The 17,283-nt window shown below is 68.6% G+C and carries 11 protein-coding genes; 7 read left to right on the top strand and 4 right to left on the bottom strand.

Going from position 1 to position 17,283, the window contains the following annotated elements:
- Positions 1-29 precede the first annotated feature (29 nt).
- Positions 30-1,052, bottom strand: a complete 1,023-nt coding sequence (locus tag Q0263_RS04750; protein ID WP_298013807.1) for a LacI family DNA-binding transcriptional regulator — start codon at positions 1,050-1,052, stop codon at positions 30-32.
- A gap of 159 nt (positions 1,053-1,211) precedes the next feature.
- On the opposite strand from Q0263_RS04750, the gene Q0263_RS04745 reads away from it, so the two are divergent.
- The 4 genes from Q0263_RS04745 to Q0263_RS04730 all read left to right on the top strand — a co-directional run bounded on the left by Q0263_RS04745 (position 1,212) and on the right by Q0263_RS04730 (position 9,187).
- Positions 1,212-2,057 (top strand): SIS domain-containing protein, encoded by an 846-nt coding sequence (locus tag Q0263_RS04745; RefSeq protein ID WP_298013805.1) that lies wholly within the window; start codon positions 1,212-1,214, stop codon positions 2,055-2,057.
- A complete protein-coding gene (mfd, locus tag Q0263_RS04740) occupies positions 2,057-5,536 on the top strand; it encodes a transcription-repair coupling factor (RefSeq protein WP_298013803.1) in 3,480 nt (1,159 codons plus the stop codon). Before Q0263_RS04745 ends, mfd begins: the two co-directional genes overlap by 1 nt.
- Before the next feature lie 217 nt (positions 5,537-5,753).
- The gene (locus Q0263_RS04735) at positions 5,754-7,883 is read left to right on the top strand and encodes a TonB-dependent siderophore receptor (RefSeq protein ID WP_298013802.1); all 2,130 of its coding nucleotides are present in this window, start codon (positions 5,754-5,756) and stop codon (positions 7,881-7,883) included.
- A gap of 56 nt (positions 7,884-7,939) precedes the next feature.
- Positions 7,940-9,187: an MFS transporter gene (locus Q0263_RS04730; RefSeq protein ID WP_298013800.1), complete on the top strand. Its 1,248-nt coding sequence runs from the start codon at positions 7,940-7,942 to the stop codon at positions 9,185-9,187.
- Here the strand turns inward: Q0263_RS04730 and Q0263_RS04725 are convergent.
- Positions 9,184-11,331, bottom strand: coding sequence for a prolyl oligopeptidase family serine peptidase (locus Q0263_RS04725; protein ID WP_298013798.1), 2,148 nt, complete (start codon positions 11,329-11,331; stop codon positions 9,184-9,186). The genes Q0263_RS04730 and Q0263_RS04725 overlap by 4 nt on opposite strands.
- A gap of 222 nt (positions 11,332-11,553) precedes the next feature.
- On the opposite strand from Q0263_RS04725, the gene Q0263_RS04720 reads away from it, so the two are divergent.
- The 3 genes from Q0263_RS04720 to Q0263_RS04710 are packed head-to-tail and all read left to right on the top strand — an operon-like array spanning position 11,554 to position 15,232.
- On the top strand, positions 11,554-13,788 hold the full coding sequence (locus tag Q0263_RS04720; RefSeq protein ID WP_298013796.1) for a TonB-dependent siderophore receptor: 2,235 nt from the start codon (positions 11,554-11,556) through the stop codon (positions 13,786-13,788).
- Positions 13,788-14,546 carry a tetratricopeptide repeat protein gene (locus Q0263_RS04715; protein ID WP_298013795.1) on the top strand — a complete coding sequence of 253 codons (759 nt, stop codon included), beginning with the start codon at positions 13,788-13,790 and terminating at the stop codon, positions 14,544-14,546. The genes Q0263_RS04720 and Q0263_RS04715 overlap by 1 nt, the downstream gene beginning before the upstream one ends.
- Positions 14,540-15,232: a Fe2+-dependent dioxygenase gene (locus Q0263_RS04710; protein WP_298013793.1), complete on the top strand. Its 693-nt coding sequence runs from the start codon at positions 14,540-14,542 to the stop codon at positions 15,230-15,232. Before Q0263_RS04715 ends, Q0263_RS04710 begins: the two co-directional genes overlap by 7 nt.
- A 28-nt stretch (positions 15,233-15,260) precedes the next feature.
- Here Q0263_RS04710 and Q0263_RS04705 read toward each other — a convergent pair whose 3' ends face one another.
- A complete protein-coding gene (locus Q0263_RS04705; protein WP_298013791.1) occupies positions 15,261-16,457 on the bottom strand; it encodes an MFS transporter in 1,197 nt (398 codons plus the stop codon).
- Between the two features lie 61 nt (positions 16,458-16,518).
- Positions 16,519-17,247, bottom strand: a complete 729-nt coding sequence (locus Q0263_RS04700; RefSeq protein ID WP_298013790.1) for a GntR family transcriptional regulator — start codon at positions 17,245-17,247, stop codon at positions 16,519-16,521.
- Between the last annotated feature and the right edge of the window lie 36 nt (positions 17,248-17,283).

The raw sequence follows: 17,283 nt of genomic DNA, 5'->3' as shown, positions 1-17,283 counted from the left end.
CCCTGATCCGTTTCGGCGCGGAACGGGCGTCAGGCCAGCCGGGTGGACCCTCGCGCCACCAGGGTGCCCGGCAGGCGGATGGCGCGGGCGGCCGTGTCCAGCCCCTCCATGCGCTCGATCAGGCACTGCGCCGCCAGGGCGCCCAGGGCATCCGTCGGCTGCGCGACGGCGCTGATGCCCGGGCCGACATAAGGGGCCCAGAGCGTGTCGTCGATCCCGACCAGGCCGATGTCCCGCCCCAGCTGCCAGCCCAGTTCCGCCGCCGCCGCGACGATCCGCATGGTGACCACCGCATTGCCGGCGATCAGCGCCGGCGGGCGCCGGGCCTGGCGGCGCAGCGCACGCAAGGCGTCGACCAGTCCGGCATGATCGTCCGGACGGGTTTCCATCCACTTCCCCCGGACGCCCTGCAGCGCTTCGAAGGCGGCCACCCGCTCCTGCCGAGAGCTGATCCCGTCCAGCGGCTCGGTCACCAGCAGGAATTCGCCATAGCCGGATTCCGTCAGATGCCGGACGCACATGCCGATGGCCTGCTGATTGTCCAGGGACACGAAATCGACGTCCATCCCCTGCCGCAGGCGATCCACCAGCACCACCGGACGCCCCTGCAAGGCCTGCGTCACCACCGCCTCGCGTTCCAGGCCCATCGTGTTCAGGATGAAGCCTTCCACCTGATAGCTGGACAGAATCCGCAGGCCGACGCTCTCGCGTTCGCGGTCATTGCCCAGGTTGAACAGCATCATCAGGAACCCCGCCCGGCGGCAGGCCTGCTCCGCGCCGCTCAGGACGGCGACGGAGTACGGATTGGTGATGTCGGCGACGACCAGCCCCACCAGCCGGGACCGCCCCCGCTTCAGGGCCTGCGCCATGGGGCTGGGGGTATACGACAGGGCCTCGACCGCGGCGGCGACCCGCTCCGAGATCTCGGGCGACAGCAGCGTGTCGCGGTGGTTCAGGAACCGGGACACGGTCGCCTTCGAGACCCCGGCATGGCGGGCGACGTCGGCGATCGTGACCCGGGGCGCGGCATTCTTGCGGATGATATCGGCCATTGAAAAGAGGATTCCCGGTAAGGCGGACAGCGTCAGGCGGCATCCCGCCCGGCGGCGCCGGACACCCCGGCTCGGGCAGGACGCGATGGCTTGCGGGATCATATCAGCCCCCCGGGGCGGCCGCCACGCGCCCCGCGCGGCCTTTATACTAAGCCCTTCATGAACACCCCCATCCTGCCCGAGCTGCGCAGCCGCCTGCCGCACCTGAGCCGCGCCGCCGCCCGCGTCGCCCGTCTGGTCATTGCCCGGCCCGGCGAAACCTCCCGCATGGCGATCGGCGACGTCGCCCAAGCGGCGGAAGTCAGCGAGCCCACCGTGATCCGGCTGTGCCGCGCCCTGGGCTATGCCGGCTGGCCGGATTTCAAGGTCCAGCTGGCGGCCAGCCAGATCAGCGGCGTGCCCTACGTCCACTCGGCGCTCATGCCCGGCGACGGCGTGCCCGCGCTGACGGGCAAGGTCTTCGACAACGCGGTCTCCGCCCTGCTGCGCGTGCGCAACGGCCTGGACCCCGCCCAGGTCGAAGCCGCCATCGACCGGCTGGCGGCGGCCCGGCGCATCGAGTTCTACGGCATCGGCAATTCGGGCATCGTCGCCGCCGACGCCCAATACAAATTCTTCCGCTTCGACCTGGCGGTGGCCGCCTACGCCGACAGCCACACGCAAAGCATGGCGGCCTCGCTGCTGGGTCCCCGGGACGCGCTGGTGGCGATCTCGCATTCCGGGCGCTCGCGCGAACTGCTGGATGCGGTCGCCCTGGCCCGCGACAACGGCTGTCCCGTCATCGCCATCACCGCCTCGGGTTCACCCCTGGCCGGACTGGCCGCCATCCTGCTGCGGGCCGATACCCAGGAAGACACCGATCTCTACAGCCCGATGATCTCGCGCCTGGCGCACCTGGCCATCATCGACGTGCTGGCGCTGGGAGTCGCCCTGCGCCAGGGCAGCCAGGCCAGCCAGGCGCTGGCCAGAACCAAACACAGCCTGAAGAACAAACGAAAGCCCTGATGCCCGATTCATCCGCCCGCCCCGCTTCCCCCGCCCTGCCCACCCTGCCGGCGACCCTGGCCGCCCTCAGGCCCGGCCAGCGCTATGCGCAGCCGCGCCCACCGGGCTCCGGCGATGCGCTGTGGCTGGCCGCCCTGGCCCGGCAGGCCGGCCGCCCGCTGGCGGCCTTCTGCGCCGACCCCCTGGCGGCCCAGCGCCTGGCCGAGGAAATCACCCTGTTCGACCCCGACCTGCGGGTCCGCTTCCTGCCGGATTGGGAAACCCTGCCCTACGACAGCTTTTCCCCGCACCAGGATCTGATTTCGGAACGGCTGCGCACCCTGCATGCGCTGGGGCAGAACACCGTGGACGTGCTGGTCGTGCCGGTCACGACGGCCCTGACGCGCCTGGCGCCCCCCGAGTTCCTGGCCGCCTACACCTTCCAGTTCCACCAGGGCGACACCCTGGACGAAGAGCGGCTGCGGGCGCAGCTGACTCTGGCCAACTACAGCCACGTCACCCAGGTCGGCGCGCCCGGCGAATTCTGCATCCGGGGCGGCCTGATCGATCTGTTTCCCATGGGCTCGGCCCTGCCCTACCGCATCGACCTGTTCGACCGGGAAATCGAATCCATCCGCAGCTTCGACATCGACACCCAGCGCAGCCTGTATCCGGTGCGCGAGATCGAACTGCTGCCCGGCCGCGAGTTCCCCATGGACGAGGCCGCCCGCAACCGCTTCCGGGCCCGCTTCCGGGAACTCTTCGAAGGCGACCCGTCCCGGGCCCTGCCCTACAAGGACATCGGCAACGGCATGGCCTTCGCCGGGATCGAATACTACCTGCCGCTGTTCTTCGAGCACACCGCGACCCTGTTCGACTACCTGCCCGCCGACACCCTGGCCGTGACGCTGGGCGACGCCTCCGCCGCCATCGGCCGCTTCACCCAGGACGCGCATAACCGCTGGCAGTTCCTGAAGTCCGATCCCGAGCGTCCCGTGCTGCCCCTGGACATGCTGTTCCTGGACGACGAGGGCTTCCACGCCCGGCTGCGCGAGCTGGCCCGCCTGGCGCTGGTCCACGACCAGGTCCATCCGGATTTCGCCGCCTGCCCGGACGTCGCCGTCAACCGCCGGGCCGACGACCCGCTGGCCGGACTACGCCACCACCTGGACGCCAGCCCGCTGCGCACCGCCATCTGCGTGGATTCCGCCGGCCGGCGCGAAACCATCACCGAACTGCTGGGCGACTACCGCATCAAGCCCGACGCGGCCTTCGACACCTGGCAGGACTACCTGGACAGCGACGCCCGCTTCGCCCTGATCGTCGCGCCCCTGACCGGCGGCTTCCTGATGCCCCCGGCCGGCCTGGCCATCCTGACCGAAAACGACCTGTACCCCGCCCAGGCCGCCCGTCCCGCCCGCAGCCGCCGGCGGCGCTTCGAGCAGCACAGCGACATCGACGCCATGGTGCGCGATCTGGCCGAGCTGCACGTGGGCGACCCGGTGGTGCACGTGCAGCACGGCATCGGCCGCTACCGGGGGCTGGTCAGCATGGACCTGGGCGACGGCCCCATCGAACTGCTGCACCTGGAATACGCCCGCGACGCCACCCTGTACGTGCCGGTGTCGCAGCTGCATCTGATCGCCCGCTACAGCGGCGCCGATCCGGACCAGGCCCCGCTGCATCCGCTGGGCTCCGGGCAATGGGAGAAGGCCCGCCGCAAGGCCGCCCGCCAGGCCCGCGACACGGCCGCCGAACTGCTGGCCCTGTACGCCAAGCGCGCGGCCCGCGAGGGCCTGCGCTTCCAGTTCCCCGCCCGCGACTACCAGGCCTTCGCCGAAGGTTTCGGCTTCGAGGAAACCCCCGACCAGGCGGCCGCCATCACGGCGGTGATCCAGGACATGACGTCCGGGCGTCCCATGGACCGGCTGGTCTGCGGCGACGTGGGCTTCGGCAAGACCGAAGTCGCGCTGCGGGCGGCCTTCCTGGCCGTGCTGAACGGACGCCAGGTCGCCCTGCTGTGCCCCACCACGCTGCTGGCCGAACAGCATGCGCAGAATTTCGCCACGCGCTTCGCCGACTGGCCGGTGCGCATCGCCGAACTCTCGCGCTTTCGCACCGGCAAGGAAACCGCCAAGGCCATCGAAGGGCTGGCCGACGGCTCGGTGGACATCGTCATCGGCACCCACAAGATCCTGTCCAAGGACATCCGCTACAAGCAACTGGGCCTGGTCATCATCGACGAGGAACACCGCTTCGGCGTGCGCCAGAAGGAAGCCTTGAAGGCGCTGCGGGCCGAAGTGGACGTGCTGACGCTGACAGCCACCCCGATCCCGCGCACCCTGGGCATGTCGCTGGAAGGCATCCGCGATTTTTCCGTCATCGCCACCGCGCCGCAGAAGCGCCTGGCGATCAAGACCTTCGTGCGCCGCGAGGACGGCAGCACCATCCGCGAAGCCATCCTGCGCGAACTCAAGCGCGGCGGCCAGGTGTATTTCCTGCACAACGAAGTCGAGACCATCCACAACCGCCGCGCCCGGCTGGAGGAACTGGTGCCGGAAGCCCGCATCGCCGTGGCCCACGGCCAGATGGGCGAACGCGAGCTGGAAGACGTGATGAAAGGCTTCTACCAGCAGCGCAGCAACGTGCTGCTGTGCACCACCATCATCGAGACCGGCATCGACATCCCCTCGGCCAACACCATCATCATCCACCGCGCCGACAAGCTCGGCCTGGCCCAGCTGCACCAGCTGCGCGGCCGGGTGGGCCGGTCCCACCACCAGGCCTACGCCTACCTGCTGACCCCGGGCGAGGACGCCATCACCGCCAACGCCAAGAAGCGCCTGGAAGCCATTCAGTCCATGGAGGAACTGGGCGCGGGCTTTTTCCTGGCCATGCACGACCTGGAGATCCGCGGCAGCGGCGAAGTGCTGGGCGAATCGCAGTCCGGCAACATCCAGGAAATCGGCTACACCCTGTACAACGACATGCTGGCCGCCGCCGTGCGGGCGCTGAAATCCGGCGAGGAACCCGACCTGGACGCGCCCTTCGGCTCGCAATGCGAGATCAATCTGCACGCCCCCGCCCTGCTGCCTTCGGACTACTGCGCCGACGTGCAGGCCCGCCTGGGGCTGTACAAGCGCCTGGCGCACGCCGCCGACGCCGACACCCTGACGCTGATCCAGGAAGAACTGATCGACCGCTACGGCAAACTGCCCGAAGCCGGCCAGACGCTGCTGTCCCTGCACCGCCTGCGCCTGCTGGCGCAATCCCTGGACGTCGTCAAGATCGACGCCGGGGAATCCCAGGCCGCCATCCAGTTCGCCCCCCAGCCCAAGGTCGACCCCCTGCGCATCATCGAACTGGTGCAGCAGGACCGCCAGGTGCGCCTGAACGGCCCCGACCGGCTGAAGATCGCCTTCGGCGGCGCGGTGGACGTGCCCGGCCGGGTGCAGAAGCTGCGCGGCCTGCTGCAGCGCCTGGGCGGCGCCGCGGCGTAAACCTCCGCAGGCAAAAGCGCCGGACTCCCCGCAAAATCGTCTCTCGGTTTGAATTGTTAACGATTCTTGTTTAGAATTATTAAGACAACTGATAATCATTTGCATATCGAGACAATCCCGGGAACGTAGCCGACAGGAAAGAAGCCTGCGCATCCACAGCATGCTTCCCGGGAACTTCCCGCCGTTTTCACTCCTCTCTCACCGCCGATAAAAAGACATGCGGAAACCGACTCATACCCCTATCGCCCGCGCCATCCTCGCCATGACCGGGCTGCTGGCGCTGGCCTCCACGCCCCTTCACGCGCAGACAGCCGACACGGCGGGCGAAAACGCCTCCCCTCGATCCGGCGTGGCCGCCCCGGCCGGCGAGAACGCGGGGCCCCCGACCGTGGGAGAACTCGACGCCGTGACGGTGACCGGCTCCGTCGGCGACCTGCAGAGCCTGGACTTCTACGCCCCCAACTCCAGCGCCGTGATCAGCGCCCGGGACATCGAGAATCAAGGCGCCCGCAAGCTCGACGAAGCCCTGCAATATCAGGCGGGCGTTCTCAGCGAACCCTTCGGCGCGGACAACAAGGTCGAATGGTTCAAGATCCGCGGCTTCGACGCTTCCACCTCGCTGGACGGCACGCCGACGACTCCGAACGGATTCTTCGTCTGGAAGCCCGAGATCTTCGGCGTCGAATCGGTCGAAGTGCTGAAGGGACCGAACTCCCTGGAATTCGGGGCGTCCAACACGGGCGGCGTAGTCAACCTGGTGACCAAGCGCCCCCGCAAGGAAGAATCCCTGCTGATGAACCTGGAGGCGGGTCATCGCAAGCGCCTGGGCCTGGGCATCGACTACAACGGGATCGCCAACGACGCGGGCAACGTCTATTACCGCATCGTCGCCCAGACCCGCCGCGCCGACAGCATGCAGCGGGAAACGGACATGAAGAACTACTACCTGGCGCCCAGCCTGACGGTCGACTTCAATGAGCGCACCTCCCTGACGCTGCTGACCAGCATCCAGCGCGAGGACGGCCGCCCGACCAACGGCTTTCTGCCCGGCTACGGCACCATCATCGACACCCCCTACGGCAAGATCGACCGGCGCCTGAACGCGGGCGAACCCGATTTCGACCACCTCAAGCGCACTCAGGTCAGCGCCGGCTGGCTGCTCACCCACAAGCTGAATCCGGACTGGACCTTCACCCAGAACTACCGGTATTCCTACCTGGACATCGACCAGCGCAACGTGTTCGCCTACGGCTCGGACAACAATCGGGAATTGCTGCGCGGCTATTCGCTCACCGACGGCAGCACCCGCAACCACTACATCGACCACCGCCTCAAGGGCCGCGTGCGCCTGGGCGACTCGGTGGAGATCCTGCCTGTCGTCGGCGTCGACTACCTGAAGTCCGACACATCCGGCCGCAACAACGGCTTCGGCATGGCGCCGAACCTGGACATGTTCGACCCGGTCTACGGCCGGCCCTTCACGGCGACGGCCGATCCCTACGATCTCGACACCCGGCAGCTGGGCCTGTACGCCGCCGCTCAGGCGCGCGTCGGATCGCACTGGAACTTCAACGCCGGCATCCGCCACGACCGCGCCAGGAGCGACGGCCGGATCGCCGGAACCCGATCCGACTACGACATCAGCCACAACAGCGTGAACGTCGGCGCCATGTACATCAGCGACTACGGCGTCTCGCCCTACGTGAGCTATTCCGAGTCGTTCAGGCCGCAGGCCGGCGTCGACAGCCGCGGCAACACCTACCGGCCCTACGTGGGCAAGCAGAAGGAAGCCGGGATCAAGTTCGACCCGGACTGGCTGCAAGGCACCCTGACGCTCGCCTACTTCGACATCGAGGAACGGAACGCCCTGATCGCGGATGCGTCCAACATCCAGTCGCAAAGCGGCAAGCGCACCAACAGGGGCATGGAGCTGGAGGGCGATTTCCGGATCACGCCGCGCACCGGCATGAAGGTCGCCTACACCTACAACCACTCCCGCCAGGACATCGACGGCGGGCTGACCATCCGGACTCCGCTGATTCCCCGCCACCAGGTGAGCCTCTGGGTCGATCATCGCTTCGACCTGCCCCAGGGCGGCGCGCTGACGGTCGGAGCCGGCGCGCGCTACAACGGCCCGACCGAAGACCAGCGCTACTATCGCGGCGTGACCGTTCCCGGCTATACCCTGTTCGACCTGATGGCGCGCTACCAGATCGACCGCAGCTGGTCCCTGCAGCTGAACGCGCGCAACCTGGCGGACAAGACCTACGTCAGCGGCTGCGACTTCTACTGCTACTACGGCGGCGAACGGACCATCGACATGCAGCTTCAGTATCAATGGCGCTGACCCCGGACTCGGCGCTCCCATGCCCCGCGCAATCCGCCGGCTGGACGCCGCGGGGCATGTTCACGGTCGCCTTCCTGGGCATCGCGGCCGGCCTGCAGATGGCCGACATGGGGCTTCAGGCCGTCTCCCTGGCCGCCATCCAGACAAGCTTCGGCGTCAGCGACGCCACCCTGGGCGCGCTGCAGGGCCTGGCGGGCATTCTGATCGCCAGCGCGCTGGCCATCCCGCTGTCGCGTTTCGCGGACCGCTACTCGCGCAAGCGGGTGCTGCTGTGGCTGATCGCGGTCTCGTCCGTCCTGATGGCGCTCAGCGGGCTCGCGCATGAATTCCCGCTCTTTTTCATCGGCCGTTCGGCGGCGGGCATCACAGAATTCGCCATGGTGCCGCTGGTCTACTCGATGATTCCCGATTTGGCGCCGGAACGGCACCGGGTCGCCGCCAACCTGGGTTTCGCGGCCCTGATGGCGGCCGGGGCCAGCGGCGGCTTCTATTTCAGCGGCGCCATACTGTCCGCCGCGCAGGACCTGTTTCCCTGGGGCGCGGAGCCCTGGCGCAAGGCCTTCCTGCTGCTCGGCATGGCCGGCCTGCCCCTGCTGCTGCTCGGCGCCCTGACGGCGGACCCCGCCCGGCGCATCGAAGCCGCCGACGCCGCGTCGTCCGCGTCGCTGCGGGCCTTCCTGCTGCGCCGCTGGCGGGCCATCGGCCTGTTCGCCGGCGTGGCCGGCTGCCTGATCGTCGCCGTGCAGGCCCTGAACCAGCTGGTCGCCCTGGCGCTGGAACGCAGGTTCAACGCCGCGCCGGGCGAGATCGGCCATGCCATGGGCCTGATCATCCTGATCACGAGCGTCGGCTGCCTGCCCGTCGCCGGACTCCTGGATCGCGCCATGGTCCGCCGGGTCGGCCAGGCGGTGCGCCCCCTGATCATGGGCCTGTCGGCGGTCATGGCGATCCCCGTGCTCCTGCTGCTGACCGCCGCGCAGGCGCTCGATCACGCCTTCGTCGCCGTCGGCCTGTTCCTGTTCATGACCTGCACCGCCAACGCCCTGGTGCCCACCATGCTGCAGGACCTGGCGCCGGCGTCCCTGAGGGCGCGCTGCTTCGCCATCTGGAGTTTCGTCGTCTCGCTGTTCGGCGCTTCCGGCCCCCTGCTGGCGGGCACGCTCTCGGACTGGCTGTTCCAGCGGCACATGCTGAACGCCGTCGCCGCCGTCGCCGTTCCTGCGTTGGCGATCTCGGCCGCCTGCGCCCTGCGGTCCTTTCTGCGGACGCTCAAGGAACAGGGGCTGGCGGCGCGCCCCGCCTAGGAACCTCCGACGCCGTCCGGGGGAACCGGCAGCCCCACGCAGCGGCAGGCGAAGGCCCAGAACAGCGCGGCCTGCGCAAACGCGCTGTCGCGGTCGTCGCTTTGCTGATGGCCGCTGTCCGGGTCCAGCACGAGCACCGCCGGCTTGCCGCCGATGCCCCGATGCCGGATGTTCGCCAGCAGCTTGGCCGGCTCCCAGTACGGCACGCGATCGTCCTTCAGGCCGGCCGTGCACAGGACGGGCGGATAGTCCGCCCGGGCGACGTTCTCGTACGGCGAGATTCCGGCGATATAGTCGTAGGCCTGGGGATCGGAGAGCGGATCGCCCCAATCGGGACGCAACAGCGGCACCAGGGGGTGATCCGCATCGCTCATGGTGTTGAGCATGTCGACGAACGGCACCTGCGCGATCACGCCCGCCCAGAGCGACGGTTCGATGTTCATGGCGCCGCACACCAGCAGCCCGCCGGCCGATACCCCCTGGGCCACGATCCGGCCCGGCGCGGCATGGCCGATGTCCAGCAGGTGGCGGGCGCACGCGATGAAATCGGTCATCGAATTGCGCTTCCTGTCGCGGCAGCCGTCCCGGTACCAGCGCCCGCCCTTTTCCGACCCGCCGCGCACGTGCGCGATGGCGTAGCGGAACCCCGCGTCGACCAGCACGGTCGCCGGCAGGGAAAAGATCGGCTCGCTGGCAATGCCATAGGCCCCATAGCCGGTCAGCAGCAAAGGTCCCGGCTCGCCCGCGCGCGCGTCCCGGCGCGACAGCACGGTGAGGGGAATGGCTTCCCCGTCGGACGCCCGCGCCTCCAGGCGCTCGACACGGTAGGCGGCTGGGTCGAAGCCGGGCGGCTCGAGCCGCCCGGCCACGCTGCGCCGTCCGCTTGAAAACTCGACGTCCACCCAGCGCGGCGGACGGGCCGGCGTCTGGTGCACGAGACGCACCTGACGGGCCCCATATGGCTGGGATGGCGTCAGATCGATGGCATAGGCGGGATCGTCGAAACCGACCGTCATCTCCCGCCCGTCCGGATACGTCAGCACCAGGCGGCGCAGGCCTTGCTGGCGTTCCACCCGCACGAGCGCACCGGCGAAAGGCCGCACGGCGATGATGGGAACCCCGGCGCGATGCGGCGCCAGATCGCCCCGGACCGCGAAGGTTCCGGGATCCAGGCGCAGCAGCTTGCGGTCGACGGCGCCGTCGGCATCGGTCAGCATCAGCAGGTCTCCGTTCCATTCGTCCACTTCGTAGCGCACGCCGCGCCGGCGCGGCCGCACCAGCCGGGGCGGATCGGTCTCGGCCCCGGCGGCGATCAGCCGCACCTCGCCGATGTCCGGGCCGGCCAGCGTCAGCGCGACGAAGCCGCCGGCCGCCGTACGCGCCACCTGCATGAAGATCGAAGGATCCCGCTCTTCATGGATCAGCACCGCCTCGCCGCCTTCGACCGCGCTGCGGTACAGGCGCGTCGGCCGGCTGTGCGCGTCTCGCCGGATCCAGAACAGATACCGGGACGAGGGCGAGAACACGAGGCCGCCATAGCCGAAGGCGTCGGCTGGCACGAGAATGCGGACGACGCCGCTGTCCATGTCCAGCAGGCAGATGCGGTGGCGGTCGTCTCCGATTACGTCTTCCGCCCAGGCGAAGTAGCGGCCGTCGGGGCTGGGCTGATGATCCGTGGCGCGATAGTAGGCGTGCGCCCGGGCGCGTTCGGCCTCGTCCAGGAGCGCCTGCTTGCGCCCGTCGGCCCGGACGCGGGAAAAGACGCGCCGCGAACCGCCCGCCGGCACCCCGGACTCATAGCGCCATCCCGCGCACGCCGCCGGCGCCGGCTCGCGCAGCTCGGGCGCGCGGGCCGCCATCCGGGCATGGAACCGCGCGGCATCGTCCGCCAGAGGCCGCAGGACGGCATCCGCGTACCGCATCTCCGCGTCCAGGTGTTCCCGCAACCGCGACGGCAGCCCTTCCAGCGCGCGGGCGCCCGACGAGGGAACGAATTTCATCCAGGCATAGGGGTCGTCGCGCCGACGCCCGAGTTGCCGGATGATGCGCTCCTCGCGCAGCGCCACGGGAGGAGGAACGTCGGGCCAGGAGGCCGGGGAGCCTGGCAGCGATTCGGAAGAGGCGGTGGAGGTGTCGCAAGACATGGCGGACGGACGGGACCCTATCGAATGAGCGGATGAATGGATGAGCGGACAACCGGACGGCGCGGTGGCATCGGCTCGCCGCCGGGATCGGACGGCCCGCCCCGATCCGCATCATTCTTTCATAATTCCTGCACAATTTGAATTGTGAACGATTCTTGTTTAGAATCCATTTTCTAATTGAGAATGATTTTCATGATATTTATCATTTAAGGGAGAATGTGCGTGGAAGATACCCTAGAGTCCCGGACGGGCAAGCTGGCCGGCGGCCTGGCCACGGCGCTGGCCACCCCCGGTCTGTTCCTGCTGCCGCAGGCTGCCCAGGCCCAGAACACCGATCCGGCTCAGCTCAGCCCCATCAAGGTCCAGGGCGAGAACCCCGCGCCCTTCCTGGTGAAGGAATCCGCTTCCGACAAATTCACCGCGCCGGTGCTCGACACCGCCAAATCCCTGCAGATCATCCCGAAGGAGCTGATCCAGAGCCAGGCCGCCACCACCCTGACCGACGTGCTGCGCAACTCGCCGGGCATCACCTTCGGCGCGGGCGAAGGCGGCAACCCGCTGGGCGACCGCCCCTTCATCCGCGGCTACGACGCCCAATCCAGCACCTTCATCGACGGCATGCGCGACATCGGCGCGACGTCCCGCGAAGTCTTCAACCTGGAACAGGTGGAAGTCATCAAGGGCGCGGACGGCGCCTACGCGGGCCGGGGCGGCGCGGGCGGCAGCATCGACCTGATCAGCAAGACCGCCAAGCTGCGCGACTTCACCGACGTGTCCGCCGGATTCGGCACGTCCAAGTACTTCCGCCAGACCGTGGACAGCAACTGGCAGCTGGGCGACACCACCGCCTTCCGCCTGAATGCCATGAACCACAGCCAGGACGTCGACGGCCGCGACGCCGTGGACTACAAGCGCTGGGGCGTGGCGCCGACGATCTCCTTCGGCCTGGGCACCCCCACGCGGGTCACGCTGAGCTACTTCCACATGGAAGCGGACGACACGCCGGACAGCGGCATTCCGTACACGATTTCGAGGAATGGCTCCAACGACCCGCGGTTCCACCGGACGCCCGTCGACGTGGACCGCGACAACTTCTACGGCCTGGACAGCGACTACCGCCGCACCCGCAACGACATGGGCACGCTGCGCGTCGAGCACGATTTCAGCGACCGCCTGACCCTGCGCAACCAGACCCGCTACACGCGGGGAACGCAACGCTACATCGTGACGCAGCCCGATGACAGCAAGGGCAACGTCAACGACGGCCTGGTCTGGCGCCGCGCCAACACCCGCGACAGCCGCGTCAGCACCTGGGCCAACCAGACGGAGCTGCTGGGCGAGTTCCGCACGGGGCAGCTGAAGCACCGATTCCTGACGGGGATCGAACTGTCGGTGGAAGACGGGCGCAAGGACAGCCTGGACATCGACCGGGGCAAGAGCAGCTGCCCGGCGGGCGTCGGTGCCGCGGGCAACTACACGTGCACCAGCCTCTACAATCCGAACCCCGGCGATCCCTGGGTCAATTCCGGCAGCGGCGGCCCCATCGGGGAACCGACCTACACGCGCACCCTGACGAAATCGATCTACGGCTTCGACACCATCGAACTCAACGAACGCTGGCAGACGACGCTCGGCCTGCGCCTGGACAACTACGCCACGCGGGTCGACCAGTTCTCCGGCAACCGGGTCGATCGCCAGGACACGCTGCTCAACTATCAACTGGGACTGGTGTACAAGCCCGCGGAGAACGGCAGCATCTACCTTTCCTACGGCACTTCCTCCACGCCCGCGGGTGCGGGCCTGAACGAAGGCAGCGGGAATTCCGTCACCCCGGGCGGACGCACGCCCCTGAACGCCGCCGACACCGCTCCGGAAAAGAATCGCACGATGGAGCTGGGCACCAAATGGGACGTGCTCGACGGGCTTCTGGGCCTGACCGCCGCCGTCTTCCGGGTCGAAACGACCAATGCCCGGATCACCGACGCGAACGGCCTGTACTCCATGGCCGGCGACAAGCACGTCGATGGCTTCGAACTGGGCTTTTCGGGCAGCATAACGCCTCAGTGGCAGGTCTACGGCGGCTACACCTACCTGAAGAGCCGCATCGGAAACGACGGCAAGACCGGCGCGGCATCGAACGAAGGCAAGGTCTTCCCCAACACGCCGGAGAGCAGCTTCAGCCTGTGGAACACCTACGCTTTCACGCCCAAGTTCACGGCCGGCGTCGGCGCCTATTACGTGGACAAGCAGTACGGCAACGAGGCCAACACCATCACCATCCCGTCCTACTGGCGTTTCGACGCCATGGCCGGCTACCAGTTCAACAAGACCGTCGACCTGCAGATCAACGTGAACAATCTGTTCAACAAGACCTACTACGACAAGGCCTACGCCTCGCACTATGCCTCGATCGCTCCGGGACGCTCGGCGGTCGCCACGCTGAACCTGCACTTCTGATGAGGAACGGCGCGCCTTCGGCTGTCGCGCTGGACAGCCACGCCATCAACAGGGCTGATCCGGCCGCCCTGGCCGCCGAGCTGCAACGCATCCTGGCCGGTCCGCCGGAACAGGCGGCGGCCACCCTGAAAGCCGCCGCCGAAGGCGGCGTCGTCCAGGCGCAACTGGTCTACGGCCAGTGGCTGCTGGACGGCCGGGGCGTGGACTGCGATCCCGCCCAGGCCGTGCAGTGGTTCGAGCATGCCAGCCGCGACGGCGACCCCATGGCCCTGAACATGCTGGGCCAATGCCACGCCCACGGCTGGGGCGTGCCCCGGAACGCCTTCATGGCGGCCTACTGGTTCCGGCTGGCGGCCATCGGCGGCCTGGACTGGGGCATGTACAACTACGCCACCGCGCTGTCCCTGGGCCAGGGCATCGCCATCGACCGCGGCGCCGCGCTGGACTGGTTTCGCAAGGCCGCCGCGCTGGGCCACGCCAAATCCATGAACATGATCGGCAGTTTTCACGAAGACGGCTGGGTGGTGGACCGGGACGAAGGCCGTGCCCTGGACTGGTACCGGCAGGCGGGCGCCGCCGGCGACTTCCGGGGGCAGTTCAACTGCGCCCGTCTGATGCTGGCGCTGGGCGACACGGAGACCGCGCTGGCATGGCTGCGCAAAGTCCCCGAAACCGCCACCCCGGCATTCCTGGACAAGGCCGGGGCCTGGCTGCGCACCCACCTGGATCCGGGCTGGAACTGGACGTCCTCATGCTGATCACGATTCCCGACTTGCTGAACGCCGAACAGACGCGCCAATGCCGGCAAGCGCTGGAATCCGCCGCCTGGACGGACGGCCGCCAGACCGCCGGCCATGTCGCCACGCACCTCAAGACCAACCGCCAGCTGGCGCTGGACGATCCCATCGGACTTCGGATCGGCGAACTGCTCGCCCAGACGCTGCGGCGGCATCCGGTGTTCCAGTCCGCCGCCCTGCCCGCCCGCATCCTGCCGCCCCGATTCAACCGCTACGAAGGCGGCGAGCATTACGGCTTTCACATCGACAACGCGCTCTTTCGCGCGCCGGGCGCGGAAGCGCCCGCTTCGGGCCTGTTGCGCACCGACATCTCCACCACCGTGTTCTTCAGCGACCCCGACGAGTACGAAGGCGGCGAACTGATCATCCAGGACACCTACGGCGAGCAGCGCGTGAAGCTGCCCGCCGGCCACGCCGTGGTCTATCCCGGCTCCAGCCTGCACCGCGTCACCCCGGTCACCCGGGGCGTGCGCTACGGATCGTTCTTCTGGACCCAGAGCCTGGTGCGCGACGACGGGCGCCGAACCCTGCTGCTGCAGCAGGACGTCGCCATCCAGCGCCTGATCCAGGTCGGCGCAGACCCGGAAATCGTCGCCCAGCTCACCGGCGTCTACCACAACCTGCTGCGCATGTGGTCCGAACCGTGACCGGATGCCCGGCGCGGCGGGTTCGCGGCTACGCGGGCCGCCCCGACAGGACGTAGCGATCGCGCCCGGCCATGAGGGCCGCCCAGAGCACGATCAGGCCGATGGCGCCGAACAGCAGCGCGGTGCTGTGCCAGCCGCCGCTGCCGTCATACAGCAGCCCGACGAGGAAGGGGCCCGCCGCCGCGATGGTGTAGCCCACGCCCTGCGACATGCTGGACAGGGCGGTGGCATGCGCCGACGTGCGCGTGCGCAACACGACGAACGACAAACCCATGCTGAACGCGCCGCCCATGCCCAGTCCGCACAGGACGACCCACAGCCAGAGGCTGGCCACGGGCGCGTACAGCAGGCCCAGGGTCCCGACCACATAGAACGCGACGATCAGACCGGCCAGAGCGCGCTGGTCGCGGGCGCGCGCGGCCATCCAGGGCACGACCAGGTTGGGAAGCAGTTGCGCCAGCAGCGTGCCCGACAGGGCCATGCCGGCCTGGACCGCGCTCAGGCCCCGATCGATCAGCATCACGGGCATCCAGCCGACCAGGCTCTGGCCCAGCCCCGATTGCAGGCCCATGAACAGGGTCACCTGCCAGGCCAGCGGATCGCGCCACAAGGCGCGGGCGGGTATCGAGGGCGCCGCGCCGACGGCCTCCGGCCGATCGGACAAGGCCACGGACCGCGTGCCGAGCCACCACAGGGCGCCCAGCAGCGCGGGCGCCGCCCAGGCGGCCAGCCCCAGCCGCCAGTCGCCGCCGAACCAATGGGCCATGGGCGCGGTCAGGCCCGCCCCCATGGACGCGCCCAGGCAGAAGCTCGTGGTGTACGCCCCCATGACGAAGCCGATGCGCTGGGGAAACGCCTGCTTGGCGACGGCCGGGGCGAGGACGGCGACGAAGCTGATGCCGACGCTGGCGATGAACATCCCGGCGAACAGCCCCGCGCTGCCCAGGGTGGCGCGCAATGCGCTGCCCAGCGCCAGCAGAAGCATGCTGGATACGATCACGGCGCGCACGTCCATGAAGCGAAGCAACAGGGGCGTGACCATGCTGAAGATGCCGAAGAACAACGTGGGCAGCGCCACCAGCGAGCCGGCCAGCGTCGCCGACAGGCCCAGCGCCGACTGCAGATCCAGCAGCAGCGCGGACACGCTGGTCAGCAGCGGCCGCATGTTCAGGCCGGCCAGGAAAACGGCGACCATCAGGACCGCGCCCGCGGGAACGCGTTTCACGCCCGCCATGCGGCGCCCCGCGCTCGGTCCGGGCGGGCGCGCCGATGGTCGGCGTCCCGGGTCAATGGCCTTCCATCGCGTTGAACCGCTGGATCAGATCATCGACGGCCGCGGCATGCTGCATGCGCAGAATGGCCTCGGCCTGCTGCAGATCGTGCCGGCTCAACGCCTGGATCAGCATCTTCTTTTCGGTGGCCAGGCCCTGCTGCCGCGTCGGTCCGTAGCCGTAATGGCGGCGGAACGCGCCGATGAGCTCCCAGCCCCGTTCGAAGACGCGCAACGCTTCCATATTGCCGCCGATTTCCATCAGCTTCCCGTGGAACTGGCGGTTCAGCCGGATGGACGCATCCAGGTCCCCCTGGGAGACGGCCTGCGCGAACGCATCGGCGATGCCGGAGAGCATCTCCAGCTTTTCCGTGGTCATGTACCGCATCCCGCGGCGGATGGCGAAGATGCGCAGCTCGGTGTTGAGTTCGAACAGGTCCTCGATGAAGCGCCGGTCCAGACGCCGCACGGTCGCGCCGCGATTGGGCGTGATTTCCACCAGCCCCTCGCCTTCCAGGGTGCGCAAGGCCTCGCGCACGGGCATGGCGCTGAAGTTGAAACGCTTGGACAGGGCCGAGATCTTCAGCCGTTCCTGGGGAAAATAGGCGCCGGACAGAATGGCCTCGCGGATCGTCTTCACGACCAGGTCCACGAGCGTGGTCGAGACTTCGTCGGACGCGGACGATTCGCCCTCGACCGATACGGCCGGACCACGCTTTCTTCTTGTTGTCGGGATGTTGCTCATGATTGGATTCGGGATGTGTCAGCCGCGCGGTGGGCT

This window comes from uncultured Castellaniella sp., from assembly GCF_937988725.1.
GTDB lineage: Bacteria > Pseudomonadota > Gammaproteobacteria > Burkholderiales > Burkholderiaceae_B > Castellaniella.
Note: the sequence above shows the minus strand (reverse complement) of the source record. Positions and strands in the feature narration are given on the sequence as shown.

What these genes read in the sequence shown, in the direction of transcription:
- Q0263_RS04750 (WP_298013807.1), bottom strand. Translation starts at nt 1,052, where the DNA reads ATGGCCGATATCATCCGCAAGAATGCCGCGCCCCGGGTCACGATCGCC.
- Q0263_RS04745 (WP_298013805.1), top strand. Translation starts at nt 1,212, where the DNA reads ATGAACACCCCCATCCTGCCCGAGCTGCGCAGCCGCCTGCCGCACCTG.
- mfd (WP_298013803.1), top strand. Translation starts at nt 2,057, where the DNA reads ATGCCCGATTCATCCGCCCGCCCCGCTTCCCCCGCCCTGCCCACCCTG.
- Q0263_RS04735 (WP_298013802.1), top strand. Translation starts at nt 5,754, where the DNA reads ATGCGGAAACCGACTCATACCCCTATCGCCCGCGCCATCCTCGCCATG.
- Q0263_RS04730 (WP_298013800.1), top strand. Translation starts at nt 7,940, where the DNA reads ATGTTCACGGTCGCCTTCCTGGGCATCGCGGCCGGCCTGCAGATGGCC.
- Q0263_RS04725 (WP_298013798.1), bottom strand. Translation starts at nt 11,331, where the DNA reads ATGTCTTGCGACACCTCCACCGCCTCTTCCGAATCGCTGCCAGGCTCC.
- Q0263_RS04715 (WP_298013795.1), top strand. Translation starts at nt 13,788, where the DNA reads ATGAGGAACGGCGCGCCTTCGGCTGTCGCGCTGGACAGCCACGCCATC.
- Q0263_RS04710 (WP_298013793.1), top strand. Translation starts at nt 14,540, where the DNA reads ATGCTGATCACGATTCCCGACTTGCTGAACGCCGAACAGACGCGCCAA.
- Q0263_RS04700 (WP_298013790.1), bottom strand. Translation starts at nt 17,247, where the DNA reads ATGAGCAACATCCCGACAACAAGAAGAAAGCGTGGTCCGGCCGTATCG.